This window comes from Aeromonas intestinalis (genome assembly GCF_054052485.1).
In genome coordinates this window covers 138,339-163,019 of the sequence record NZ_JBSTYK010000005.1, presented here as the reverse complement: position 1 = coordinate 163,019, position 24,681 = coordinate 138,339, and the positions used below count along the sequence as shown (strand labels likewise).

The 24,681-nt window shown below is 61.8% G+C and carries 21 protein-coding genes; 12 read left to right on the top strand and 9 right to left on the bottom strand.

What is annotated here, in order from left to right; translation table 11 throughout:
- Nucleotides 1-54: 54 nt before the first annotated feature.
- On the top strand, nt 55-780 hold the full coding sequence (locus ACW5W7_RS08275; RefSeq protein WP_456501396.1) for a 3-ketoacyl-ACP reductase FabG2: 726 nt from the start codon (nt 55-57) through the stop codon (nt 778-780).
- 52 nt (nt 781-832) lie between these two features.
- Entirely contained in the window at nt 833-2,059 is a 1,227-nt protein-coding gene (locus tag ACW5W7_RS08270; protein ID WP_456501395.1) for a beta-ketoacyl-ACP synthase, read from the top strand.
- A gap of 69 nt (nt 2,060-2,128) precedes the next feature.
- Here the strand turns inward: ACW5W7_RS08270 and mog are convergent, their stop codons facing one another.
- Nucleotides 2,129-2,659: a molybdopterin adenylyltransferase gene (gene mog / locus ACW5W7_RS08265; protein ID WP_456501394.1), complete on the bottom strand. Its 531-nt coding sequence runs from the start codon at nt 2,657-2,659 to the stop codon at nt 2,129-2,131.
- 399 nt (nt 2,660-3,058) lie between these two features.
- On the opposite strand from mog, the gene ACW5W7_RS08260 reads away from it, so the two are divergent.
- From ACW5W7_RS08260 to proX, 7 genes are all read left to right on the top strand, one after another.
- Nucleotides 3,059-3,397: a DUF3135 domain-containing protein gene (locus ACW5W7_RS08260; protein WP_434663746.1), complete on the top strand. Its 339-nt coding sequence runs from the start codon at nt 3,059-3,061 to the stop codon at nt 3,395-3,397.
- 211 nt (nt 3,398-3,608) lie between these two features.
- A complete protein-coding gene (locus tag ACW5W7_RS08255; RefSeq protein ID WP_434663743.1) occupies nt 3,609-4,424 on the top strand; it encodes a threonine/serine exporter family protein in 816 nt (271 codons plus the stop codon).
- A gap of 61 nt (nt 4,425-4,485) precedes the next feature.
- Nucleotides 4,486-4,953: a threonine/serine exporter family protein gene (locus ACW5W7_RS08250; RefSeq protein WP_456501393.1), complete on the top strand. Its 468-nt coding sequence runs from the start codon at nt 4,486-4,488 to the stop codon at nt 4,951-4,953.
- A gap of 24 nt (nt 4,954-4,977) precedes the next feature.
- Nucleotides 4,978-5,469 carry a type 3 dihydrofolate reductase gene (gene folA, locus ACW5W7_RS08245; protein ID WP_349919256.1) on the top strand — a complete coding sequence of 164 codons (492 nt, stop codon included), beginning with the start codon at nt 4,978-4,980 and terminating at the stop codon, nt 5,467-5,469.
- Nucleotides 5,470-5,969: 500 nt separating this feature from the next.
- Entirely contained in the window at nt 5,970-7,166 is a 1,197-nt protein-coding gene (gene proV / locus ACW5W7_RS08240) for a glycine betaine/L-proline ABC transporter ATP-binding protein ProV (RefSeq protein ID WP_349919255.1), read from the top strand.
- Complete coding sequence (gene proW, locus ACW5W7_RS08235; RefSeq protein WP_456501392.1) at nt 7,163-8,317, top strand: glycine betaine/L-proline ABC transporter permease ProW; 1,155 nt, start codon at nt 7,163-7,165, stop codon at nt 8,315-8,317. The genes proV and proW overlap by 4 nt, the downstream gene beginning before the upstream one ends.
- Complete coding sequence (gene proX / locus ACW5W7_RS08230; RefSeq protein WP_456501391.1) at nt 8,314-9,300, top strand: glycine betaine/L-proline ABC transporter substrate-binding protein ProX; 987 nt, start codon at nt 8,314-8,316, stop codon at nt 9,298-9,300. The genes proW and proX overlap by 4 nt, the downstream gene beginning before the upstream one ends.
- Before the next feature lie 89 nt (nt 9,301-9,389).
- On the opposite strand, the gene ACW5W7_RS08225 is transcribed toward proX, so the two are convergent.
- From ACW5W7_RS08225 to ACW5W7_RS08215, 3 genes are read right to left on the bottom strand one after another with little or no spacing between them, the layout of a single operon-like run.
- The gene (locus ACW5W7_RS08225; protein WP_456501390.1) at nt 9,390-10,196 is read right to left on the bottom strand and encodes a phosphoadenylyl-sulfate reductase; all 807 of its coding nucleotides are present in this window, start codon (nt 10,194-10,196) and stop codon (nt 9,390-9,392) included.
- Nucleotides 10,186-11,898 carry an assimilatory sulfite reductase (NADPH) hemoprotein subunit gene (cysI, locus tag ACW5W7_RS08220; protein ID WP_456501389.1) on the bottom strand — a complete coding sequence of 571 codons (1,713 nt, stop codon included), beginning with the start codon at nt 11,896-11,898 and terminating at the stop codon, nt 10,186-10,188. Before cysI ends, ACW5W7_RS08225 begins: the two co-directional genes overlap by 11 nt.
- Entirely contained in the window at nt 11,898-13,694 is a 1,797-nt protein-coding gene (locus ACW5W7_RS08215) for an assimilatory sulfite reductase (NADPH) flavoprotein subunit (protein WP_456501461.1), read from the bottom strand. Before ACW5W7_RS08215 ends, cysI begins: the two co-directional genes overlap by 1 nt.
- 185 nt (nt 13,695-13,879) lie before the next feature.
- Between ACW5W7_RS08215 and ACW5W7_RS08210 the strand changes: the two genes are divergently transcribed.
- A complete protein-coding gene (locus ACW5W7_RS08210) occupies nt 13,880-14,680 on the top strand; it encodes a PhzF family phenazine biosynthesis protein (protein ID WP_456501388.1) in 801 nt (266 codons plus the stop codon).
- Between the two features lie 137 nt (nt 14,681-14,817).
- On the opposite strand, the gene lysS is transcribed toward ACW5W7_RS08210, so the two are convergent.
- Both lysS and prfB read right to left on the bottom strand, forming a co-directional pair.
- Nucleotides 14,818-16,353 (bottom strand): lysine--tRNA ligase, encoded by a 1,536-nt coding sequence (gene lysS, locus ACW5W7_RS08205; protein WP_456501387.1) that lies wholly within the window; start codon nt 16,351-16,353, stop codon nt 14,818-14,820.
- Between the two features lie 20 nt (nt 16,354-16,373).
- A protein-coding gene (gene prfB, locus ACW5W7_RS08200) for a peptide chain release factor 2 (protein ID WP_349919248.1) occupies nt 16,374-17,472 on the bottom strand; the annotation gives its coding sequence in 2 pieces (ribosomal slippage) (nt 16,374-17,396 and nt 17,398-17,472; 1,098 coding nt in all).
- 257 nt (nt 17,473-17,729) lie between these two features.
- Between prfB and ACW5W7_RS08195 the strand changes: the two genes are divergently transcribed.
- Nucleotides 17,730-19,601 (top strand): methyl-accepting chemotaxis protein, encoded by a 1,872-nt coding sequence (locus ACW5W7_RS08195; protein WP_456501386.1) that lies wholly within the window; start codon nt 17,730-17,732, stop codon nt 19,599-19,601.
- 244 nt (nt 19,602-19,845) lie between these two features.
- Here the strand turns inward: ACW5W7_RS08195 and gltS are convergent, their stop codons facing one another.
- The gene (gene gltS / locus ACW5W7_RS08190) at nt 19,846-21,045 is read right to left on the bottom strand and encodes a sodium/glutamate symporter (protein WP_434663720.1); all 1,200 of its coding nucleotides are present in this window, start codon (nt 21,043-21,045) and stop codon (nt 19,846-19,848) included.
- Nucleotides 21,046-21,472: 427 nt separating this feature from the next.
- Here gltS and ansA point away from each other — a divergent pair, with 427 nt between their 5' ends.
- Nucleotides 21,473-22,480, top strand: coding sequence for an asparaginase (gene ansA, locus ACW5W7_RS08185; RefSeq protein ID WP_349919244.1), 1,008 nt, complete (start codon nt 21,473-21,475; stop codon nt 22,478-22,480).
- A 251-nt stretch (nt 22,481-22,731) separates the two neighbouring features.
- Here the strand turns inward: ansA and ACW5W7_RS08180 are convergent, their stop codons facing one another.
- Nucleotides 22,732-23,010, bottom strand: a complete 279-nt coding sequence (locus tag ACW5W7_RS08180) for a YeaC family protein (RefSeq protein WP_349919243.1) — start codon at nt 23,008-23,010, stop codon at nt 22,732-22,734.
- 105 nt (nt 23,011-23,115) lie between these two features.
- Entirely contained in the window at nt 23,116-24,549 is a 1,434-nt protein-coding gene (locus ACW5W7_RS08175; protein WP_434663715.1) for a glyceraldehyde-3-phosphate dehydrogenase, read from the bottom strand.
- Between the last annotated feature and the right edge of the window lie 132 nt (nt 24,550-24,681).

Here is a 24,681-nt window from a genome sequence, read left to right as displayed (position 1 = left end):
TGTAGAGATAGGCAAAGGCAGTCGGAATCTCTGTTTTTTAAAGAAGGATTGAACATGAATTCCACCGTATTGGTGACCGGGGCCAGCAAGGGCATAGGTCGCGCCATCGCCCTGAAGCTGGCCGCCGATGGTTTTCACATCGTGGTGCACTATCACGGGGATCGGGGCGGCGCCGAGCAGACCCTGGCCGAGATCCTGGCGGCGGGGGGGCAGGGGCGGCTCATCCAGTTCGATATCTCGGACAGGGAGCAGTGCCGCAGCCGCCTCGAGTCCGACATCGAGGTGCATGGCGCCTACTACGGGGTGGTCTCCAACGCCGGGGTGATCCGGGATGGGGCCTTCCCGGCCCTGACCGACGACGATTGGGACGGCGTGCTGCACACCAATCTCGATGGCTTCTACAACCTGCTCAAACCCTGCATCATGCCGATGATAGGGCTGCGCCGGGGTGGTCGCATCGTCACCCTGTCGTCGGTCTCCGGCATCATGGGCAACCGGGGACAGGTCAATTACAGCGCCGCCAAGGCGGGTATCATCGGGGCCAGCAAGGCCCTGGCCCTGGAGCTGGCCAAACGCAAGATCACCGTCAACTGCGTGGCCCCCGGCCTCATCGATACCGGCATGGTCAACGCCGAGGTGGAGGCCGAGGCTTTGAAGATGATCCCGCTCAAACGGATGGGGCAGGCCGACGAAGTCGCGGGCCTGGTCTCCTACCTGATGTCGGACATCGCAGGCTATGTCACCCGCCAGGTCATCTCGATCAACGGTGGCCTGATATGAGTGGAAACATCAACACCGTGGATCATCGGAAACAGCAGGAAGGGAGAGCAGTATGAAGCGTGTCGTCGTCACCGGCATGGCCGGGGTGACCGCCTTTGGCAACGATTGGCAAAGCGTAGGGCCTCGCCTCAAGGATGAGCGCAACGCCGTGCGGGAGATGCCCGAGTGGGGCGTCTATGAGGGGCTCAATACCCGGCTGGCAGCCCCGATCCCGGACTTCTCCCTGCCGACCCACTACCCGCGCAAGAAGACCCGGGCCATGGGGCGGGTCTCCGAGCTCGCGACCGTGGCCACCGAGCTGGCCCTGACACGGGCCGGTCTCATCGATCATCCGGTGCTGGCCGGCGGGCGTACCGGCATCGCCTATGGCTCCTCCATCGGCAGCACGGCCCCCATCAGCGCCTTTGGCGCCATGCTCAACGACAAGACCACCGCCAACATCACGGCCACCACCTATGTGCAGATGATGCCCCACACGGCGGCGGTGAACACCGGCCTCTTCTTTGGCCTGCGGGGCCGGGTCATCCCCACCTCCAGCGCCTGCACCTCGGGCAGCCAGGGCATCGGCTACGCCTATGAGGCGATCAAGCACGGCTATCAGGACGTGATGGTGGCAGGGGGAGCCGAGGAGCTCTGCCCGTCCGAGGCCGTGGTGTTCGATACCCTGTTCGCCACCAGCCTGATGAACGACAGCCCCTCCCTGAGTCCCAAGCCCTTTGACAAGGACAGGGATGGACTGGTGATCGGGGAAGGGGCGGGGACCCTTGTCCTGGAGGAGCTGGAGCATGCCAGGGCGCGCGGGGCCCACATCATCGCCGAGCTGGTGGGCTTTGCCACCAACTGTGATGCGGCCCACGTGACCCAGCCCCAGCAGGAGACCATGCAGCTCTGCATGGCGCTGGCGCTGGCGGATGCGGGTCTCGCCCCCCAGGACATCGGCTACATCAGCGCTCACGGCACCGCCACCGAGCGGGGCGACATCGCCGAGAGCCATGCCACATCGGCCCTGTTTGGCGATAGCACCCCCATCTCTTCTCTCAAGAGCTACTTCGGCCATACGCTCGGGGCCTGCGGCGCCATCGAGGCCTGGTTGTCGCTGGAGATGATGGCGGAGGGCTGGTTCGCCCCGACCCTCAACCTGAACGAGCCGGACCCCGCCTGCGCCCCGCTGGATCACGTTCGCAGCGGCGGCCGGGTGCTGGATGTGGAGTATCTGATGTCCAACAACTTCGCCTTTGGCGGCATCAATACCTCCCTCATCTTCAAGCGCTGGGCCTGACCGAGACAGCGGTGATGAGTCCATGAAAAAGGCGCCTCGAGGCGCCTTGTTCATATGGAGTGAGGGTCTTTATTTCTTGGGTCTAAATGGCTTGATGATGCTCTCGTCGCATTCGAGATAGGGGCCGTCCATCAGATCGATGCAGTAGGGGATGGCGGGGAAGACCGCATCCAGACACTCGCGGATGGACTTGGGTTTGCCCGGCAGATTGACGATGAGGGTGCTGCCGCGCAGGCCGGCGGTCTGGCGGGAGAGAATGGTGGTCGGCACGAATTTGAGGGATTCCGCCCGCATCAGCTCGCCAAAGCCCGGCATCATGCGATCGCACACCGCCTCCGTGGCTTCCGGGGTCACATCCCGCTTGGCCGGGCCAGTGCCCCCCGTGGTGACGATGAGGCAGCAGGACTCCTCGTCGGCCAGCTGGCTCAGGGTCGCCTCTATCTCTGGCTGTTCGTCCGGGATGAGGCGATAGACAGGCTCCCACTCCGAGGTCAGATAGGCACCCAGGGTCTCGATGATGGCCTTGCCGGAGAGATCTTCATATATGCCTGCGCTGGCGCGATCGCTGACGGTGACTATGCCTATGCGTGCCTTGCTCATGGTCTGCCCTTCGTGCTGTGTAAAGTGGTAAATAAAATAACATAATCAGTGGGATATGTTAAATCCTCCCGGATGTGACCACGCGAGGGCATTGGCCGATTCGAATGAAAACAGTGTCTCTCGTACCGGCCATTCAGTAATAAGCCGGCAGACAAACGGGTGCAAAATTTCTAAAAAAAAGCAATTTAGTCAGGTATGGGTAATTGCCTGAATCCTAACGAATAAATGAATTACTTCCCCTTCTTCTCCGCATTTTTATCCGCAATCGGACTCCTGTGACTCGGTGCAAACTGAACCAGGAACCCGCCGCTCTTATATAACCTTTCTTACGGACAGTGAATTTATGTGCTGAGCGTAGTTTGGATGTGTCACACATGAGGCCTCTGGCCAGGAGAGCATATGGAGCTGCCAGATTTCGATACCCTGAAACACTGGGCCCTCGTGGAGCCGGAGCGGCTCGATGCCCTGCTGCACCAGCAGATAGACACCCTGATCGAACAGGTAGGGCCCGATCGGCAGCGGCGGTTGCGGGGTCTGCAATTTCGCATCGATTGCCAGCGCAAGCTGGCGAAGAACAATCTGGACAGCTGCATCCGGATTGCCAACATGATGCATGAATCCTTCTATGCCATGCGCAGCCAGATCAATCATCTGCAGGAAGAGTCATTATTGACCGGTGAATATGAAAAACCGGCGAATAATGTCATCCGGCTCGCCGAATATCGCCGGGATAAATAACACATCGATATTTTCATTATTCATCTCATTTTATTTAATCCCGCAAGCCATCACATGTTAATCAAGGTGATGGCTTGTTTGTTATTTGCTGCAAACAGGCTGCGCCGTTGAAATAAATAAGCCGATAACGGTTTCGCGGGTGGATATATATGGATGAAACAAGTCGCTGGAGTAAGATGAGGGTTCGGTTAATTTTCTACGACTCAAGGGAATGATGAGAAGTATTACACCAAGACGGGTGTTGTCGCCGGAACAGCAGACAGAGATCACCCGCATTATCGTCAAGGTGGGCCAGTTGATGGGCCAGCATGGTGCCGAGGCGCGGCTCATCGAGCAGACCACGGTGCGACTCGGCCTGGCACTGGGGCTCGAGAGCGTGGAGATGGCGCTCTCCGCCGGTGCCATCGTCCTGACCAGCCTCTATCAGGGGCACTGTGTCACCACCACCCGCCGGGTGCTGGATCGGGGCATCAACATGCAGGTGGTGTGCGAGGTGCAGCGCCTGTGCATCCTGGCGGAGAAGGAGCTGATCGGTGCACGGGAAGTGCGCCAGCGGCTCGATGCCATCAAGCCGTTCCACTATCACCCCTGGCTGGTGGTCCCCATGGTGGGGCTCTCCTGCGGGGCCTTCAGCCTGCTGTTCGGGGGAGACTGGCCCATCTTCCTGGTGACCTTCCTTGCCTCCGCGGTGGCGATGCGGGTGCGTCAGCTGATGGCCCATCACCATCACAGCCCCCTCATCAACTTTGCCGTGACCGGCTTCGTCGCCACCCTGCTCGCCTCCAGCGCCACCTACTTCGGCTGGGGGGATCAACCCTACCTTGCCATGGCGGCCAGCGTGCTGCTGCTGGTGCCGGGTTTCCCCTTGATCAACGCCGTCTCCGACATGGTGAAGGGCTACTTCAACATGGGGCTGGCCCGTTGGGGCATGGCGACCCTGCTCACCGTCAGCGCCGTGATTGGCATAGTGCTGGCCATGTCGGTGACCGGTATCTGGGGCTGGAAGCTGTGGTGGGATTCCATATGAGATCTCACCAGAACAGACCTGCCCGTGTCGCCCTTCAGCAGGCTCAGAGGGGGGAGACATCATGATGGATCTGTTGTTGCTGCTGTTGCGGGATGCATTCTGGTCGGCCATCCCGGCGGTGGGCTTTGCCATGATGTTCAACGTGCCGACGCGGATGCTGAAATACTGCGCCATGGGGGGAGCGCTTGCCCACAGCCTGCGCACCCTGCTCATCCACCACGGCATGCCCATCGAGTGGGCCACCCTGGCGGCTTCCACCACGGTGGGCTTTGTCTGCGTCTACTGGTCGAAGCGCCTGCTGGCCCCCCGGCCGGTGTTCAGCGTCGCCTCCATCATCCCCATGATCCCGGGGACCTATGCGTTCAAGACCATGATCGCCGTGGTGGAGCTCAATATCTCCGGGGTGACCACCGAGCTTATCCACCATGCGGTGACGAACGGCCTCAAGGTGCTGTTTATCGTGGGAGCCCTCAGTTTCGGTTTGGCGATCCCTTCTCTGGTCGTGTACCGTAACCGGCCCATCGTCTGAGACAGGTTGCGAGGAACCAACTCCATGAAGATTTCCATGATTGCCGCCATGGCCCGGGACCAGGTGATCGGCAAGGACAACCAGATGCCCTGGCACATGCCCGCCGATCTGGCTCACTTCAAGCGGGTGACCCTCGGCAAGCCGGTGCTGATGGGGCGCAAGACCTTCGAGTCCATCGGTCGCCCCCTGCCAGGGCGCCGCAACCTGGTGATCAGCCGCAATCCCGACTATCGCGCCGACGGGGTGGAGATGGTGGATTCGGTGGAGGCGGCCCTGAGTCGTCTTCAGGAAGAGGGAATCGAGGAGCTGATGGTGATCGGGGGAGGCTATCTCTATGGCCAGCTGCTGCCCAGGGCGGATCGCCTCTACCTGACCCGCATCGATCTGGTCGTGGAGGGGGACACCTGTTTCCCGACCTTCTCGGATGCCGACTGGGTAAGACTGGAGAGCGAGCCTCATGATCCCGATGAGAAGAATCCCCACCCCTACTGCTTCGAGACCTGGCAGCGCCGCTAGCCCGCGTCGAACCTGATCAGCCCCTCCCCGTGCGAGGGGCTTTTTTTCGCCTGTCACCCCGCTCCAGAGCGCCTCTCATCGGGCCCGGTCCTGAACCTGGTGCAAGCCTTGCAGCCAAGGCACATGTGTCACCACAAATACATGCTCATTGTCGTCAAAAAATGATTCGTCATGTAACTAAATTTGTCGGCGGCGACCAGCCTGACGGCATTCTCCTGTGCTTGCTCGATTTTCAAGAAAACAGTGGAGTTTTCCCCAGTTTTATCAGTGTGATAATTGATTTTATTGTTAATTAATCGTTTTTACACCCAGATTAGTTCCTGTCTGTTGAATTTTTGTTTCATAAAATAACTGTTTTAAATCAATGGCTTGAACATATGATTTTTAGTTGAGACTCTTATGGTTCTTTTTTGTTTCTCTGTTTTTGTTTAGTGTTGAAAGTAATTAATTCCCGCCCGGCTACAGGAACAGCAAACGGCCGGCCATAAAAAAAGGACAGTATGACAGTCAAGCTTGAGGTCAAATCACTCTATAAAATCTTTGGTGAACACCCGGAAAAGGTATTCAAGTTGCTGGCGAAAGGGCATGACCGCGCCAGCATTTTACGAAAGACCGGCCAGACCCTGGGGGTGCAGGATGTCAATCTTGCCATCCAGGAGGGGGAGATCTTCGTGGTGATGGGTCTGTCCGGCTCGGGCAAGTCCACCCTGGTGCGGCTCTTCAACCGGTTGATCGAACCGACCCGCGGCCAGGTACTCATCGACGGTGAAGACATCGCCGCCATCTCGGATGCGGATCTGCGCCAGGTGCGGCGCAAGAAGATCAGCATGGTATTCCAGTCCTTCGCCCTGATGCCCCACCTGAGCGTGCTGGAAAATACCGCCTTCGGGCTGGAGTTGGCCGGGGTGCCGCTGGCCGAGCGCCAGCAGAGCGCCCGCCAGGCGCTTCACCAGGTCGGGCTGGGGCAGTGGATTGATGCCTATCCCGATGCCCTCTCCGGCGGCATGAAACAGCGGGTCGGGCTGGCCAGAGCCCTGGCGAACGATCCGGATATATTGCTGATGGATGAGGCTTTCTCTGCGCTGGATCCATTGATCCGCACAGAAATGCAGGATGAACTGCTGAAACTGCAGGGAAGTCAGCAGAGAACCATCGTCTTCATCTCCCACGATCTGGACGAAGCGATGCGCATCGGCGATCGCATCGCCATAATGCAGGACGGTCAGGTGGTGCAGGTCGGCACCCCGGACGAGATCCTGAACCAGCCCGCCAACGACTATGTCCGCGCCTTCTTTCGCGGGGTGGATCTGGCCAATGTGTTCAGCGCCCGGGATGTGGCGAGCCGCAAGCAGGTGCCCCTCATCAAGAAGCACACCACGGACGGGCCGGGCAATGCCCTGCGACAGCTCAAGGAGCTGGAGCGGGAGTTCGGCTATGTGGTGGATCGCAGCCGCCACTTCCTCGGCGTCGTTTCGGTGGAGTCCTTAAGTCAGGCGGTCAGCAGCAAGGGCAGCCTGGAGCAGGCCCTGCTGGCGGACATCCAGCCCATCCTGGCTGATACCCCCCTCAATGAACTCATCAGCCAGGTGGCCGCCGCTCCCTGCCAGGTGCCCGTGGTCGAATCGGATGGCCGCTATCTGGGGCTCATCTCCAAGGCCAATCTGCTCAACACCCTGGACAGGAGTACCCCGGCATGAATCTCATCCCTTTCCGTCATCTGCTGGCCGCCTTGCTGGCCCTGCTGTGCCTGGCAAGTACCCCGGCCCTGGCTGATGAAGCCGCAACCGATCCCTGGGGGACCACCGAGGTGACCACGGAGGCCGCGAGCGATCCCTGGGGCGATACCGCCACCGACGCTGCCGATTGGCAAACCCAGATCGCCAGCCCGCAGGTCGAGGCGTCCATCGACTGGCTGGATCCTTTCCAGCAGGCCCTGGTACCACTGGATACCTGGGTCGAGGGTGCCATCGGCTGGCTGGTGGCTAACCTGCGTCCCCTGTTCCAGCTCATTCGTGCCCCGGTGGAGCTGACGCTCAATGGCATGACGCACCTGCTGCAATCCGTGCCCTCGGCCCTGATGATCGGTTTGCTGACCCTGGTGGCCTGGCAACTGGTCAACGGGCGCATGGCGCTGGGCACGCTGGTCTCGCTGATCGGGATAGGCCTCATCGGTGCCTGGTCTGACGCCATGGTGACCCTCTCCCTGGTGCTGACCTCGCTCTTCTTCTGCATTCTGATAGGCTTGCCGGTCGGCATTCTGCTGGCGCGCAGCGAACGGCTGTCGAGCTGGACCCGGCCCCTGCTGGATGCCATGCAGACCACCCCGGCGTTTGTCTATCTCATCCCCATCGTCATGCTGTTTGGCATCGGCAACGTGCCCGGGGTGGTGGTGACCGTCATCTTCGCCCTGCCGCCGATGATCCGGTTGACCATGCTGGGCATTCGCCAGGTGCCTGCGGATCTGGTGGAGGCAGCCCACTCCTTCGGGGCCAGCCCCTCCCAGCTGCTGTTCAAGGTACAACTGCCGCTGGCCATGCCTACCATCATGGCCGGGGTCAACCAGACCCTGATGCTGGCCCTCTCCATGGTGGTCATCGCCTCCATGATCGCGGTCGGCGGTCTCGGTCAGATGGTGTTGCGGGGCATAGGCCGCCTCGACATGGGGCTCGCCTCCATCGGCGGCCTCGGCATCGTGTTGCTGGCCATCGTGCTGGATCGTCTGACCCAGGCCATGGGGCAGCCGGATCGCGGCCGGAGTGGCCGCTGGTATCAACGGGGCCCGGTGGCCCTGCTGCTGCGACTGTGCGGTCGCAGCCCATCCATTCATCGTAAAGGAGTTACCTCATGAGACCCATCACCACCAGTCTGACCCTGGGTGCCCTGCTACTGAGTTCGGTCGCCGTGGCCAGTCCCGAGATGCCGGGGGAGGGGGTCAAGGTGCAACCCTTGCAAAGCTCCCTGCCGGAAGAGGCGTTCCAAAGCGTGCTTGTCAGCAAACTGATGGAACGGCTCGGCTATGATGTCCAGCCGGCGCAAGAGGTGGATTACAACGTGGCCTATGCCTCGGTCGCCCAGGGGGATGGCACCTTCCTCGCCTTCAACTGGGTGCCGTTGCAGGATGGCAAGTATGAGCAGGTCGGGGGAGACAAGGTGTTCTTCCGCCAGGGCACCTATGTGAGCGGTGCGGCCCAGGGTTATCTCATCGACAAGAAGACGGCGACCCAGTACGGCATCACCAACCTGGGTCAGCTCAAGGATCCCAAGCTGGCGGCGCTGTTTGACAGCGACGGGGGCGGCAAGGCCGACCTCATCGGCTGCAACCCGGGCTGGGGCTGTGAAGAGGCGATCAACCATCATCTCGACGAGTTCGGATTGACCCCGACCATCACCCACAAGCAGGGCAATTATGCGGCCCTGATCGCCGATACCCTGGCCCGCTACCAGAGCGGCAAGCCGGTGCTCTACTACACCTGGACGCCGTACTGGCTCAGCAGCGAGCTGGTGCCGGGGCGGGATGTGGTCTGGCTGGAGACGCCCGCCGATGCCAAGGATGCGGCCAAGACCCGGCTGCCAAACGGCAAGAACTACGGCTTTGCCGTCAACAGCATGCACATAGTGGCGAACAAGGCCTTTGCCGAGGCGAACCCGGCGGCGGCCAAGCTGTTCTCCATCGTCAAGTTGCCGCTCAATGACATCAACATCCAGAATGGCCTGATGAACAAGGGACAGAACAAGCCGGCGGATGTGGAGCGTCATGCGGACGCCTGGCTCAAGGGGTATGAGGCCGAGGTCAACGGCTGGCTGGCCGAGGCGCGCGCCGCCGCAAAATAAGCGGGTGGATAGGCTGACACCTGCCCATTCATGACAAGCAAAACGCCCGGCGATGCCGGGCGTTTTTTTATGGGGACAGATTGGTGGGATCAGATCCCGGAGCCATCGTTCTCGCCGTTCTCCTCGTGCAGGCCGCACTCGCGCTTGAGGCCGAAGAAGCGGGTCTGCTCCTCGCTCATGCCCGGCTCCCACTTGGTGGTGGTGTGCACATCCCCGACGGAGAGGTAGCCCTGATCCCAGAGAGGGTGATAGGGCAGGTCGAACTCCTTGAAGTAGTAGAAGACGTCCTTGTTGCTCCAGTCGATGACCGGCAGGAACTTGAAGCGGCCGCGCTGGATACCGAGCACCGGCAGCTTGCCACGGCTGCCGGACTGCTCACGGCGAAGGCCGGAGAACCAGGTCTGGGCGCCGAGCTCCTGCAGGGCACGGTCCATGGGTTCGACCTTGTTGAGCTGGTTGTAGCGGGTGATCCCCTCCACCCCCTGCTCCCACAAGAGGCCGAAGCGCGCCTCCTGCCAGGCTGGCGAGAGGGCGGCCCGGTAGATCTTGAGGTTGAGGGCGAGGCGCTCGGTCAGCTCGTCGATGAAGCGATAAGTCTCCGGGAAGAGATAACCGGTGTCAGTGAGCACCACGGGCACATCGCCTCGCGCCTGGCTCACCAGGTGCAGCATCAGTGCCGCCTGGATGCCGAAACTCGATGACAGCACGTGCTCTCCCGGCAGGTTGGCCAGGGCCCAGCGCACCCGCTCGGGGGCGCTCATGGCGTCCAGCGCCCGGTTCAGGGGGGCCAGCGCCTCAGCCTGTTCTTCGCGGCCGAGGGCCAGCAGGGCTTGCAGATCGAGCCGCCCGTCGGCGGTGCGCGCCGGCAGCACGTTATCGGTGATTTCAGGCTGCATAGAAATCCCTCGCGGAATCGATGACGGGGGCGATGACTCCCACCCGGATCACGAAGTCGCCGAAGCACTCGTTCTGGTTGCGCTCGGCGGCCCAGCGGCCGATCAGGCTGTCGAGCTCCGCCAGGATCTGCGGCTCGGTGATGTTCTCAAGGTGCAGGCGCGGGATCCGCGTCCCTTCCAGGTTGCCGCCCAGGTGCAGGTTGTAGCGACCCGGCGCCTTGCCCACCAGACCCACCTCCGCCAGCATGGCGCGGCCACAGCCGTTGGGGCAGCCGGTGACCCGGAAGATGATGGCGTCATCCGCCAGTCCATGTTTGGTCAGCAGCCCTTCGATGTCGGTGACGAAGGCCGGCAGCATGCGCTCGGCCTCGGCCATGGCCAGCGGGCAGGTGGGCAGAGCCACGCAGGCCATGGACTGCTTGCGCTGCTCGCTCACGCCGTCATCCAGCAGGCCGTACTGGCGGGCCAGCTTCTCGATGCGGGCCTTCTCCTTGGCGGGGACGCCGGCGATGATGAGGTTCTGGTTGGCGGTCAGGCGGAAGTCCCCCTGATGGATTTTGGCGATTTCCAGCATGCCGGTCTTGAGCGGTTTGCCCGGGAAGTCCAGCAGGCGGCCATTCTCGATGAACAGGGTCAGGTGGTGCTTGCCGTCGATCCCTTCCACCCAGCCGAAGCGATCGCCACGGCTGGTGAACTCATAGGGGCGGCTCGGGGCGAAGGCGATGCCAGCGCGGCTCTCCACCTCGGCCTTGAAGGCCTCGACCCCGACCCGTTCGAGGGTGTACTTGGTCTTGGCATTCTTGCGGTTGACCCGGTTGCCCCAGTCACGCTGGGTGCTGACCACGGCGGCCGCCACCTCCAGCACGTGAGAGAGGGGGATGAAGCCAAAGTCGCTCGCCTTGCGCGGGTAGGTGCTGGTGTCGCCGTGGGTCATGGCGAGCCCGCCGCCGACCAGCACGTTGAAGCCCACCAGCTTGCCGCCGTCGGCGATGGCCACGAAGTTGAGATCGTTGGCGTGCACGTCGATGTCGTTGTGGGGCGGGATCACCACGGTCGTCTTGAATTTGCGCGGCAGGTAGTTGGAGCCGAGAATCGGCTCCTCATCGCCACCCAGCTTCTCGCCGTCCAGCCAGATCTCCACGTAGGCGCGGGTCTTGGGCAGCAGGTGCTCGGAGATCTGCTTGGCCCACTCGTAGGCCTCCTGATGCAGCTCGGACTCCACCGGGTTGCTGGTGCAGAGCACGTTGCGGTTCACGTCCCCGGCGGTGGCGATGGAGTCGATGCCGGTGCTGTTGAGGGTCTGGTGCATCAGCTTGATGTCGCGCTTCAATACCCCGTGGAACTGGAAGGTCTGGCGAGTGGTGAGGCGGATGCTGCCGTAGAGGCTGTGCTCTTCGGCAAACTTGTCGATCACCTGCCACTGGGCCGGAGTGATGATGCCGCCAGGCAGGCGGGCCCGCAGCATGACGTTGTGCAGGGGTTCGAGCTTCTGGGCGGCGCGCTCCGGGCGGATGTCGCGGTCATCCTGTTGATACATGCCGTGGAAACGGATCAGCTGGAAGTTGTCGCCGTTGAAGCCGCCGGTGAGGGGATCCTGCAGATCCTGCTCTATGGTGCCGCGCAGGAAGTTGCTCTCGCGCTTGAGGCGTTCGTTGTCGGAAAGCGGTCCTTCTACCGGTCCCGGAATAGCTTGTTTGCTCATCAATAGACATCCCTTTGATAACGTTTGGCACGACGCAATTCGCTCAAATACTCTTCTGCTTCCTCACGACTCTTGTGGCCGTGTTCGGCAATCACATCCAGCAGCGCTTGCTGCACATCCTTGGCCATGTGGTTGGCGTCGCCACACACATAGAAGTGGGCGCCGGCCTCAAGCCACTGGTAAAGCTCAAGGCCCGCTTCGCGCAGTCTGTCCTGCACATAGATCTTGTGAGCCTGATCCCGGCTGAATGCCAGGGAAATCTTCGACAGCAGGCCGGATTTCACATAGCGCTGCCACTCCACCTGATAGAGGAAGTCCTGGGTGAAGTGCGGGTTGCCGAAGAAGAGCCAGTTCTTGCCCTCTGCACCCTGGGCTTCCCGCTCCTGCATGAAGGCGCGGAAGGGGGCGATGCCGGTGCCCGGGCCCACCATGATGACGGGGGTTTCCGGGTTGTGCGGCAGGCGGAAGTTGTCGTTGTGCTCCACGAACACCCGTACCTCGGCCTCTTCCGCCAATCTGTCTGCCAGATAGGAGGAGGCGCCGCCGGATCGCACAGTGCCATCTTCTTGCGGGTAGCGCACTACGCCGACGGTGAGGTGCACCTCCTCTTCCACCTCGCTCTGGGCGGAGGCGATGGAGTAGAGGCGGGGGGTGAGGGGTCGCAGCAGGCCGGTGAGCTGATCGGCGCCGAGCTTGGCCGGGAAGCGTTTCAGGACATCCACCACCTGGGCGGAGGCGACGAGGGCGTTGACCTGGGCCTTGTCGCCGGCCAGATCTTTGAGCGCCGCGTTGTCGGTCAGCTCGGCAAGACCCGTGATAAAGCCGCCGTGCAGCCGGGTCAGCTCGAAGTGGCGGGTCAACGCCTCGCGCAGGTTGCCATGGGGGCTGGGTTCGTCGCCGGAGAGGCCGGTCAGGGCCAGCACTTCGGCGACCAGGGCGACATCGTTGTCGAACCAGATGCCGAGGGCATCCCCCGGTTGATAGGTGAGGCCGGACTCTTCCAAGTTGATCTCGATGTGGCGGATATCCTTGGTGGAGTCGCGACCAGTGACCTTCTGGTTGACCGAGAGCCGGGCCGGGAAGGGGTTCTCCTTGTGGTACTGGCTGTGGCCGACGGCCGACTGCACGGCCCCCGCCACTGTGGTGGCTCCGGCCGATCCGCCAGCAGAGAGCGTGGCGGCGATGGCTTTCACCGCCTGCTCGCCCCAGGCCTTGGCGGCCTCCTGGTAATCCACGTCAAGGCTCGCGAGTTCATGAATGCGCTCGGCCCCCGCTTTTGACAGGAAGCCGTCGAAGTCCTTGCCGGTCTGGCAGAAGAACTCGTAGGAGCTGTCACCCAGACCCAGCACCGCGAACTTGAGCCCCTCCAGTTTGCCAATCTTGCCCTTCTTGAGCTGCTCGAACAGATCGACCGCCGCTTCCGGCGGTTCACCCTCCCCGTAAGTGCTCACTACCACCAGCAGGTGGCTCTCTTTCTTGAGCTGCTTGGGTTTGTAGTCCGCCATGGAGATGAGAGTCACCGGCAGGCCCAGCGCCTGCGCCTGTTTCTGGATGGCCGCCGCCGCGCCCTTGGCGTTGCCGGTCTGGGAACCATAGAGAATGGTCAGGCTGCCACCCGGGGCTGCGCCGGCGGCAACGGTGGCCACCGGTTGCTGGCCGGATTGGGAGAGTCCGTAGAGATAGCCGCTCACCCAGGCCAGTTGCTGGGTGTTGAGGGTGGTGAGAACCTGGTTCAGCTGTCGCTGTTGCTCGTCAGAGAGGGGGCTGATGTTGGGTATGGGGGCTGTCAATTGCATCACACACGTCTTCCATGGTCTGATTTTTGGTCAGGGTAAGGGCTGTGGTGAATAACAACAAAGAATAAAAATATCTTCTTTATGCGATTTGTGAATTTATAAAGTCGGGATTCGGCGCTGGGGCCCCTTGACCCGTGGTATAAAGGCCCTCGACCATGCCTTCTTGCTGCCTCACGGGGATATTCATGACCAGATTGTTTCACGTCAACGCCTTCAGTGCTCGCCCCTTCGGTGGCAACCCGGCCGTGGTGGTGCTGGGGGACGCACGGCCCGATGCCGAGCTGCAAACCATGGCCGCCGAGTTCAATCTCTCGGAGACCGCCTTCCTCACCCCGTTAGGAAACGCTCACTACCGGCTGCGCTGGTTTACTCCAGAAGTGGAGGTGGATCTCTGCGGTCACGGCACCCTGGCGGCAGCCCACGTGCTCTGGGAGGCCGGATTGGCGCAGCCTGACGAGGCGCTGCGTTTCGAGACCCACAGCGGCGTCCTGACCGCGGCGCGGGAAGGGAACTGGATCTGGCTCGACTTCCCGCGCATCCCGCTCTCCCCTCTTGCGCTTGATCCCGCCTATGCCGCCGCCCTCGGCTGTCAGCCGTTGCAGACCCTGGCCGCTGGCGCCAAGTTCCTGCTGGAGCTGGGCAGCGAGGAGGAGGTGCGGGCGCTCAAACCGGACTTCCACGCCCTGCGCGCCTTGCCGGGGCGCGGCCTGATGGTGACGGCGCCTTCCAGCAGTGGGGAGGATGACTTCGTCTCCCGCTACTTCGCCCCCTGGGTCGGGGTAGACGAGGATCCAGTCACCGGCTCCAACCACTGTGCCCTGGTGCCGTTCTGGGCCGAGCGGCTCGGCAAGACGGAGCTCAAGGCCCGCCAGATCTCGGCGCGGGGCGGCGAGCTTCGCCTCTCCCTGCAGGGGGACAGGGTGCGGATGGCGGGTCAGGGACTGACTCTGTGGCTAGGGGAGTGGTTGCTGCCTTCGCACGCATAGGCGCTCGCTTGCACCAGCCTTTTCCCGAGACATTTTGCCAATACAAAACACCATAAAAAAACGCCCCGCAGTAGCGGGGCGTTTTGATGTCGATGCAAGGCAGTCAGGCTGCTGTTGCATCTGCCTTTTGGCAGCGTTTACTTCTGCGGGCGCAGGGCCGGGAACAGGATGACGTCGCGAATGGTGTGGCTGTTGGTGAACAGCATGACCAGACGGTCGATACCGATGCCCTGACCGGCTGTGGGCGGCAGACCGTGTTCCAGCGCGGTGACGAAGTCAGCGTCGTAGAACATGGCTTCGTCGTCACCAGCGGCTTTCTGATCCACCTGATCCTGGAAGCGCTTGGCCTGATCTTCCGCATCGTTCAGCTCGGAGAAGCCGTTGGCCAGCTCGCGGCCGCCGATGAAGAATTCGAAGCGGTCGGTCACGTCCGGGTTCACGTCGTTGCGGCGGGCCAGCGGGGAGACGGCAGCCGGGTACTCGGTGATGAAGGTCGGTTGCAGCAGCATGTGCTCCACGGTCTCTTCGAAGATGGCGGTGATCACGTGACCCAGCTCCCAGCCCTTCATCAGCTCGATGTGCATGCGCTTGGCGACGGCCTTGGCGCTCTCCAGGGTGGCCAGATCATCCAGGGTCACATCCGGGTTGAACTTCAGGATGGACTCGACCATGGTGAGGCGCTGGAACGGCTGACCGAAATCGATGGTCAGGCCCTCTTCGCCCTCTTTGGCGTAACGGATCTTGGTGTCACCCAGGATGTCCTGGGCCAGGGTGCGCAGCAGCTCCTCGGTGAGATCCATCAGATCGATGTAATCGGCATAGGCCATATAGAACTCGATCATGGTGAACTCGGGGTTGTGACGCACCGAGATGCCTTCGTTACGGAAGTTGCGGTTGATCTCGTACACGCGCTCGAAACCACCGACCACCAGACGCTTCAGATAGAGCTCGGGGGCGATACGCAGGTACATGTCGATGTCCAGCGCATTGTGGTGAGTGACGAACGGACGTGCGGAGGCACCGCCCGGGATGACCTGCATCATGGGGGTTTCCACTTCCATGAAGCGCTTCTCGTTGAAGAACTTGCGGATGCCGGCGACCACCTGGGTGCGGATCATGAAGGTCTTGCGGGACTCTTCGTTGGCGATGAGATCCAGGTAGCGCTGACGGCAGCGGGCTTCCTGATCGGTCAGACCCTTGTGCTTCTCGGGCAGCGGACGCAGTGCCTTGGTCAGCAGACGGATGTCGGAAACATGAACGGAGAGCTCACCGGTGTTGGTGCGGAACAGGGTTCCTTCCACGCCGACGATGTCACCCAGATCCCACTTCTTGAACTGCTCGTTGTAGAAGCCTTCCGGCAGGTCGTCACGGGTGACGTAGACCTGGATCTTGCCAGCCATGTCCTGCAGGGTCGCGAAGGATGCCTTGCCCATGATCCGGCGGGTCATGATGCGACCGGCAATCTTCACCCGTTTACCCAGGGCAGCCAGCTCGTCGGCGCTCTTGTCGCCAAACTCGGCATGCAGATCGCCGGACAGGCTGTCACGACGGAAGTCGTTGGGGAAGGGATTGCCCTGGGCGCGCAGGGCGGCCAGCTTGGAACGACGCTCAAGCATCTCGTTGTTGAGGTCGAGAGTCTGGTCGATTTCCGGAGTGGTGGTTTGTTCAGACATGGTGATTCCTGCTGCTTTATTTACAGGCCTGATTTCAGGCTGGCTTCAATAAACTTGTCCAAGTCGCCGTCAAGCACCGATTGGGTGTTGCGGGTCTCGACGCCGGTACGCAGATCCTTGATACGGGAATCATCCAGTACATAGGAGCGGATCTGGCTACCCCAGCCGATATCGGACTTGGTCTCTTCGAGCGCTTGCTTCTCGGCATTCTGCTTCTGAATTTCCAGCTCATAGAGCTTGGCCTTCAGCTGCTTCATACACTGATCTTTGTTCTTGTGCTGGGAACGGTCGTTCTGGCACTGCACCACGACGCCGGTCGGGACGTGGGTGATACGCACCGCGGACTCGGTCCGGTTGACGTGCTGACCACCGGCACCGGAGGCGCGGTAAACGTCGATGCGAAGATCCGCCGGGTTGATGTCGATCTCGATGTCATCATCGATCTCGGGATAGACGAACACGGAGCAGAACGAGGTATGGCGGCGGCCACCGGAGTCGAAGGGCGACTTGCGAACCAGACGGTGCACGCCGGTCTCGGTGCGCAGCCAGCCGAATGCGTATTCGCCGGTGAATTTGACGGTGGCGGACTTGATGCCGGCCACGTCCCCTTCGGAACATTCGATGAGCTCGGGCTTGTAGCCGTGGGCATCGCCCCAGCGCAGGTACATGCGCAGCACCATGTTGGCCCAGTCCTGGGCCTCGGTGCCGCCGGAACCGGACTGGATGTCGATGTAGCAGTCGGAACCGTCGTGCTGACCGGAGAACATGCGGCGGAATTCCAGCTCGACCAGCTTGGCTTCCAGCTCGTCGGCCTCGACGATGGCTTCGTTGAAGGTCTCTTCGTCCTCCCCCTCGACCGCCAGGCTCACCAGCATCTCAACGTCATCAACGCCCTGGGTCAGGGTGTCGATGGTGCCGACCACGTTTTCCAGCGCCACGCGCTCTTTGCCGAGCGCCTGTGCGCGCTCCGGCTCGTTCCAGACGTCCGGCTGTTCCAGCTCGGCGTTGACCTCTTCTAGACGCTCTTTCTTGGCGTCATAGTCAAAGGTACCCCCTAAGCAGCTCGGTCCTCTCAGACAGCTCCTTAAGCTTGTTTAATACAGGATTGACTTCAAACATCGTGAAAACTCTCGAGGTCGATGTGATTTAAAAACGGGACATTCTAGCCAATTGTGGAAGGAATAGACAGGGTTGGCTGCCCCGGCGCGCCATCCCGTCGCGATTTCTGATGCTATCGGCAAGGTTTCAGGGGAAAATATCGCCGGCGACGGCATTTGTCGCTTCAGTTTTGAGCCCACTGGCCGCTATTGATCGGCATGCAAGAGGGCCATGCCCACGCCGAGCAATCCTGTTCCCGACCAACAAGAAGAAGCACGATGAAGAACCTCTCACTCAAACAGAAGATACTGTTGTCTGTGGTCATCGCCCTGTCACTGGTGATCCTGTTGCTCTCCTGGCAGAGCTATACCAGCCAGAAATCACTGCTGCTGGAAGGCAGCCAGGAGCAGGTGCAACGCCTCGGCAGCCAGCAGGCCGAGCGGATCAGCGACTGGCTCACCGCCCGTCGTGACGTCATTCAGGCGCTCGGCAACAAGGCCGGTCCTGAGCCCCTCAACGCCCTGCAGCAGGCGCAAGTTTCCGGCCGCTTCCAGCTCACCTATTTCGGTGAAGGCAGCGGCAAGATGCACGACTCCGACCCTTCCATCAATCGCGATGGCTATGATCCCCGCTCCCGTGGCTGGTATCAGGAAGCCATGGCCAAGGCTGGCATGGTGGTGACCAAGCCTTACCTCGACGTGGCCTACAACGTCATGGTGGTGACCCTGGCCCAGCCGGCTCAGGGCGGCGTGGTCGGCGGTGACCTTTCCATCGCATCCCTGGTGGAGGATGTCACCAAGATGGCTTTGCCGGCGGATGGCTTCGCCATCCTGATGCACAAGGACGGTACCGTCATCGCCTATAAAGACGCTGCCAAGGCGATGAAGCCGGCGAGCGAGATAGACAACGACCTGACCAACGCCCTGATCGAGCAGAGCAAGAGCAGCAACCAGCTGGAGCCTGCCTACTTCGATACCGAGGGCCGTGACAAGCTGCTGTGGGCGGTGGACATTCCGAACACCGACTGGGAACTGGTGCTGGTGCTGGACAAGGCCACTCTGGAGGCGCCGCTCTCCTCCTTGCTGCTGACCCAGCTCGGCCTGGCCCTGCTGGTGCTGGTGGGCAGCATCCTCGCCATCTCCTGGCTGGTCAGCCTGCTGCTCGGGCCGCTCGGCAAGGTCTCCCAGGCCCTGGCCCGTATCGCCGACGGTAACGGCGATCTGACCCAGCGCATCAAGATCGACGCCAACGACGAGGTGGGGCAGCTGGCGGGCAGTTTCAACCGCTTCGTCGGCAGCCAGCATCAGCTGATCGGCAACATCCGCCAGCTGGCCAACGAGCTGAACGCCGATGCCGAGCGCAGCCTGGTGACCAACCAGGCCGCGGTGGAAGAGCTGCAGCGCCAGCAGCAGGAGGTGACCATGGTCGCCACCGCCGTCACCGAGATGGCGAGCGCCACCATGGAGATCGCCGGCAACGCCGAGAACACCGCCGCCGCCGCACAGCAATCCGCCCAGAGCAGTGAGCAGGGCAAGATGCTGGTGAACCAGACCCGTGCCTCCATCAACAACCTGGCGGAAGAGGTGGGTCAGGCCACCGGTGTCATCGGCGAGCTGAGCCGCCATGCCCAGGCCATCTCCGGCATTCTCTCCACCATCCAGGGCATTGCCGAGCAGACCAACCTGCTGGCGCTGAACGCGGCCATCGAAGCGGCCCGGGCCGGTGAACAGGGTCGCGGCTTCGCCGTGGTGGCGGACGAGGTGCGGGTGCTGTCGCGCCGCACCCAGGATTCCACCCAGGAGATCCAGGCCACCATCGAGACCCTGCAACAGACCACGGCCCGGGCGGTGAGCCTGATGCAGACCAGCCAGGGGCTGGCGGACAACAGCGTGAAGGACGCCGATGCCGCCGCTGCCGCGCTCGAGGAGATCACCCAGGCGGTATCGCTGATTTCCGACATGGCGGGCCAGATCGCCACCGCCGCCGAGGAGCAGACCCAGGTGACCGGGGAGATCACCCAGAACACCACCGCCATCAAGGATGTGAGCGACGAAATCACCGCCGCCGCCATGCGCGACCTGGATCAGGCTCAGGGCCTCAAGGGTCGTGCTACCAACCTGAACCAGCAGGTGGCGACCTTTATCCTCTAAGGACCAAGTGACGGTCATATCGACAGCCACACAACACCAAAGCCCTGCACTCTTGTGCGGGGCTTTTTATTGGTCGGTTGCGGGAGTCCATTGTGCTTGTTTCATCAGGGAAAAGGGCATAAGGCGTTTTGCAGCGCGGGGTAAGCAGATTGCACATCCACCGGGTCCCGCCCTTGGCAACAGCCAGAAAGCAAAGAGCCCACCATCAGGTGGGCTCTTCGTCTTGTCGTCTGGCGTCTTCGTCTTACAGGAAGGGCAGGGCCAGGAACAGCTTGATCACCATGGCGTTGATGATGTCGATGAAGAAGGCACCGACCATGGGCACCACCAGGAAGGCCAGGTGGGAGGGGCCGAAACGCTGGGTGATGGCCTGCATGTTGGCGATGGCGGTCGGGGTGGCACCGAGGCCGAAGCCGCAGTGTCCCGCCGCCAGCACGGCCGCGTCATAGTTGCTGCCCATGACCCGGAAGGTGACGAAGATGGCGTAGAGCGCCATCGCCACCGTCTGGGCGGCCAGCAGCAGGAAGATGGGCAGGGCCAGGCTCGCCAGATCCCAGAGCTTCAGGCTCATCAGCGCCATGGCAAGGAACAGGGAGAGGCTGACGTTGCCGAGCAGGGAGACCTCCCGATCGCTCACCTCGTGCCAGTTGAACAGGGTCAGCAGGTTGCGCAGCAGCACGCCGACGAACAGCACGCAGACGAACACCGGCAGCTCGAGGGCGCTGCCCTTGAGATAGAGGGAAAACATCTCCCCCCCCTTGAGGCTGATGGCGATGAGGGCCAGGGTCTCGATCACGCTGAAGGGGGTGAGGGGGCGCTCCATGTCCGGCATCTCGAAGCCCTGGGGGGCGTCGTCGCGGTTGTGCTCTTCACCGGGCACCTGCACCTTTTTCACCAGGTAGCGGGCGACCGGGCCGCCGATGAGGCCACCCAGCACCAGGCCGAAGGTGGCACAGGCGATGGCGAGCTCGGCGGCGGACTGTACGCCGTATTTCTCGGTGAAGATGGAACCCCAGGCCGCGCCGGTACCGTGGCCGCCGGAGAGGGTGATGGAGCCGGCCAGCAGCCCCATGTGGGGATCCAGACCGAGCAGGGTGGCGAGGCCGACCCCCAGGGTGTTCTGCACCAGCAGCAGGCCGGTGACCACCAACAGGAAGGTGATCACCGCCTTGCCGCCGCGTTTGAGGCTGCCCAGATCGGCGGAGAGACCGATGGAGGCGAAGAAGGTCAGCATCAGCGGCGTCTGCAGGGTGGTGTCAAATTGCAGCTCCATCCCCATGCCGGCGCGCAGCAGCAGCAGGACCAGCGCGACCACCAGACCGCCTGCGACCGGTTTGGGAATGTTGAAGGTTCGCAGGAAGCTTACCCGGTTCACCAGCAGGCGACCGAGCAGCAACACCAGGGTGGCGGCGACCAGAGTGGTGTAGGAATCAAATTGTATCATTCGGTTCTCCCATGTTGATTGGCCGTGTCTTTGGCGAGAAAGACGCACAGATTCAGCCGGGATAAAGACAGTGTGGCTCAGGGGCCAGTTCAAGAGGGGGCCAGGGCTCCCATCCCACGTAAAAATGGGGTCTGTGGTCACCTGTTTAGTTCAGGTATCCAGGTGAGATTTAGGAAAAATCCGGCGGATAGTAGCAAAAAGCACCGCTTATATCCATGTTCATCAGATTAATGGTGGTTTATGTATGTTTTTTCGACATTTAAAACTATCGCCGAATGTCTCATTTCGACCAGGAATCGTGATGTCGCGGCTGTCATTTGGTCGCCCAGTCTTTATAATTCGCCGGCTTCCCATCCGCAGGACATGGCGGAGTGCGGGAGACTGTGATTCAGGATTTGCCGGTTTTCGGTCAACGAGAGGAGAGGGTGTGAAGAAGTCTATCTACATCGCCTACACAGGCGGCACCATAGGGATGCAGCGTTCCGATCACGGCTATGTGCCGATGGCGGGCTTTATGGAAGACTGTCTGGCACGGATGCCCGAGTTTCATCGACCCGAGATGCCGTCCTACCACATTCACGAATACGATCCCCTCATCGACTCCTCCGACATGACGCCGGCGGACTGGCAGCGCATCGCCGAGGATATCCGCGACAACTACGACAAGTACGATGGTTTCGTGATCCTACACGGTACCGACACCATGTCGTTCACCGCCTCGGCGCTCTCCTTCATGCTGGAAGACCTGCACAAGCCGGTGATCATCACGGGCTCCCAGATCCCGCTGGCCGAGCTGCGCTCGGATGGCCAGCAGAACCTGCTCAACGCCCTCTATATCGCGGCCAACTACCCGATCCACGAGGTGACGCTGTTCTTCAACAACCAGCTCTATCGCGGCAACCGCAGCAAGAAGGTACACGCGGACGGCTTCCACGCCTTCGACTCGCCGAACTACCCGCCGTTGCTCAACGCCGGTATCGCCATCTCCCTAGAGGCGGGGGAGCTGGGTGTGCCGTCCGAGCGGGCCTTGGTGCTGCATGACATCACTCCCCAGCCCATCGGCGTGGTGACCCTCTACCCCGGTATCTCGGCTGAGGTGATCGCGAACATATTGCAACAGCCGGTGCGGGCGCTGATCCTGCTCTCCTTCGGGGTGGGCAATGCGCCGCAGAACCCGGCCATGCTGGCGCTGCTCTCCGAGGCGTCGGCCCGCGGCGTCATCATAGTCAACCTGAGCCAGTGTCTGCACGGCAAGGTCAACATGGGGGGCTATGCCACCGGCAATGCACTCTCCCGCGCCGGGGTCATCTCGGGCTTTGACATGACCGCCGAGGCAGCCCTCACCAAGCTGCACTTCCTGCTGAGCCAGGACTTGCCGGCGCCGCGCATCCGCGAGCTGATGCAGCAGTCTCTGCGTGGTGAGCTGACTCCCTGAGGAGTGCCCTCCCCCTGGCCCTCTCCCAGGGGGAGAGGGGATAGAGCGAGTGGCTGTTGGCAGCCAGGCTCGTCATGGCGAGCGCTGGCAGGGTGTCAATGCACTCAGCGCAGGCAGCCGCTCTGCTCCCTTCTCCCCTTGCGGGAGAAGGGGTGGGGATGAGGGGTATATCCTGATCTGGCAGACAGAGAGAAAAAAGAGGGGAGCCGCGATGGTTCCCCTCTTTGCTATGGCTTGTCTGGCGGCAAGGCTCAGTGATGAGGATTGATACGGACTATCTCTTCCTCATCACGATACTGACGCTTGAGCTCGCTCTTGCTCTTCATCACGATCTCGCCGTCCGCCCCTATGTTCATGTGCTCGGGGTTTGCAAGGTGCATCGCCTGCCAGGCCATCACCGCCTGCAGCGAGGTGGCCTTCTGCTCCTCGGTGAGGGGCTGGCCATCGGGCCATTTGCCGAGCTCGACCGCGGTCTTGAGCCGCTCGTACACTTCCCTGGGCATCTGCCCTATCACCTGTTGAAACGACATCCGGCTTCTCCTTGAAAACGTTGAGCCATGAGGGGATCTGGCGGGCAGATCCTGGCGGACTGTACGGATAAGTCCTGACGGACTACGCCGGTAAGTCCTGACGGACTACGCCGGTAAGTCCTGACGGACTACGCCGGCCATCTGTTCCATCACCCGCACTACCTGACAACTGTACCCGAACTCGTTGTCATACCACACGTACAGCACGCAGTGATCTTCCTCGGCGATGGTGGCCTGGGAGTCCACTATGCCCGCAAAGCGGGAGCCGACCATGTCGGAGGAGACCAGCTCGGTGCTGGCGCTGAAGTCTATCTGGCGATGCAGGGCCGAGCTCAGGGCCATCTGTTGCAGATAGGCGTTGAGGCTCTCCCGGTCAGTGGTTTGTTCCAGCGACAGGTTGATGATGGCCAGGGACACATTGGGGGTCGGTACCCGGATGGCGTTGCCGGTCAGCTTGCCCTTGAGTTCGGGCAGCGCCTTGGCCACCGCCTTGGCGGCACCGGTGCTGGTCATCACCATGTTGAGGGCGGCGCTGCGACCGCGCCGCTCCCCCTTGTGATAGTTGTCGATCAGGTTCTGATCGTTGGTGTAGGAGTGCACCGTCTCCACGTGGCCGTGGCGAATGCCGTACTTGTCCTGCATCACCTTGAGCACCGGGGTGATGGCGTTGGTGGTGCAGGAGGCGGCGGAGACTATCTTGTCATCCGGGCCGATGACCTCGTGGTTGACCCCGAACACCACGTTCTTCATCTCCCCCTTGCCGGGAGCGGTCAGCAGTACCCGGGCGGCGCCACGGGCCTTGAGGTGTTCGCTCAGACCCGCCTCGTCACGCCAGACGCCGGTGTTGTCGACGATGAGGGCGTTCTGGATGCCATGAGCGGTGTAGTCGATGTCCGCCGGGCTGTTTGCGTAGATCACCTGGATGAAGGTGCCGTTGGCGATGATGGCGCTGCGCTCCAGATCCACCTCGATGGAGCCGTTGAAGGGGCCGTGCACCGAGTCGCGGCGCAGCAGGCTGGCGCGCTTTTCCAGATCCCCCTCCCGCCCGCCGCGCACCACGATGGCGCGCAGACGCAGGGAGTTGGCGGCGCCGGTGCGCTCGATGAGCAATCGGGCCAGCAGGCGGCCGATGCGGCCAAAGCCGTAGAGCACCACATCGGTGGGAGCGGGCACGGCGCCCTGGCTCAGAGCCGGTGCCAGCTTGGCACGCAGGTAATCCTCGATGCCGGACTCATCCTCATGATCCTGCCAGTAACCCACCGCCAGCTTGCCGAGATCCACTTCGGCCGCGACGGGATTGAGTGCGACGATGGCGCACAACAGGGGGAAGCTTTGCTGGATGGGGAGCGGTGCGCCCTGATGGCGGCGAACGACCCGATGGGCCTTGAGGATGTCGATGGTGGAGGCGTTTTGCAGGGGGCGTCCAAAGATGGTGATCTCTATCCCCTGTTGGCGGTAGAGGCGACCGATCAAGGGTTGCATGGCTTCGGCGAGCTCCTGGCTCTCCTGCCACGCCTGCAAGTAGTGCTCGTGGGTCATTAACCAGATCCTTTATTTCACGTTGTTGAAGCAAATTGCCGGGGCAAAATGAAATCCGTCGAATGCAGATCAGTGTAGGGCTGATGGTTTCGTTATATTATTCTGCAGTCGCGGCCTTGTAAGGCGCGCGCA

Excerpts from the sequence above, each read along its gene's own strand:
- ACW5W7_RS08275 (WP_456501396.1), top strand. The coding sequence starts at position 55 with ATGAATTCCACCGTATTGGTGACCGGGGCCAGCAAGGGCATAGGTCGC.
- ACW5W7_RS08270 (WP_456501395.1), top strand. The coding sequence starts at position 833 with ATGAAGCGTGTCGTCGTCACCGGCATGGCCGGGGTGACCGCCTTTGGC.
- mog (WP_456501394.1), bottom strand. The coding sequence starts at position 2,659 with ATGAGCAAGGCACGCATAGGCATAGTCACCGTCAGCGATCGCGCCAGC.
- ACW5W7_RS08260 (WP_434663746.1), top strand. The coding sequence starts at position 3,059 with ATGGAGCTGCCAGATTTCGATACCCTGAAACACTGGGCCCTCGTGGAG.
- ACW5W7_RS08255 (WP_434663743.1), top strand. The coding sequence starts at position 3,609 with ATGATGAGAAGTATTACACCAAGACGGGTGTTGTCGCCGGAACAGCAG.
- ACW5W7_RS08250 (WP_456501393.1), top strand. The coding sequence starts at position 4,486 with ATGATGGATCTGTTGTTGCTGCTGTTGCGGGATGCATTCTGGTCGGCC.
- folA (WP_349919256.1), top strand. The coding sequence starts at position 4,978 with ATGAAGATTTCCATGATTGCCGCCATGGCCCGGGACCAGGTGATCGGC.
- proV (WP_349919255.1), top strand. The coding sequence starts at position 5,970 with ATGACAGTCAAGCTTGAGGTCAAATCACTCTATAAAATCTTTGGTGAA.
- proW (WP_456501392.1), top strand. The coding sequence starts at position 7,163 with ATGAATCTCATCCCTTTCCGTCATCTGCTGGCCGCCTTGCTGGCCCTG.
- proX (WP_456501391.1), top strand. The coding sequence starts at position 8,314 with ATGAGACCCATCACCACCAGTCTGACCCTGGGTGCCCTGCTACTGAGT.
- ACW5W7_RS08225 (WP_456501390.1), bottom strand. The coding sequence starts at position 10,196 with ATGCAGCCTGAAATCACCGATAACGTGCTGCCGGCGCGCACCGCCGAC.
- cysI (WP_456501389.1), bottom strand. The coding sequence starts at position 11,898 with ATGAGCAAACAAGCTATTCCGGGACCGGTAGAAGGACCGCTTTCCGAC.
- ACW5W7_RS08215 (WP_456501461.1), bottom strand. The coding sequence starts at position 13,694 with ATGCAATTGACAGCCCCCATACCCAACATCAGCCCCCTCTCTGACGAG.
- ACW5W7_RS08210 (WP_456501388.1), top strand. The coding sequence starts at position 13,880 with ATGACCAGATTGTTTCACGTCAACGCCTTCAGTGCTCGCCCCTTCGGT.
- lysS (WP_456501387.1), bottom strand. The coding sequence starts at position 16,353 with ATGTCTGAACAAACCACCACTCCGGAAATCGACCAGACTCTCGACCTC.
- ACW5W7_RS08195 (WP_456501386.1), top strand. The coding sequence starts at position 17,730 with ATGAAGAACCTCTCACTCAAACAGAAGATACTGTTGTCTGTGGTCATC.
- gltS (WP_434663720.1), bottom strand. The coding sequence starts at position 21,045 with ATGATACAATTTGATTCCTACACCACTCTGGTCGCCGCCACCCTGGTG.
- ACW5W7_RS08180 (WP_349919243.1), bottom strand. The coding sequence starts at position 23,010 with ATGTCGTTTCAACAGGTGATAGGGCAGATGCCCAGGGAAGTGTACGAG.
- ACW5W7_RS08175 (WP_434663715.1), bottom strand. The coding sequence starts at position 24,549 with ATGACCCACGAGCACTACTTGCAGGCGTGGCAGGAGAGCCAGGAGCTC.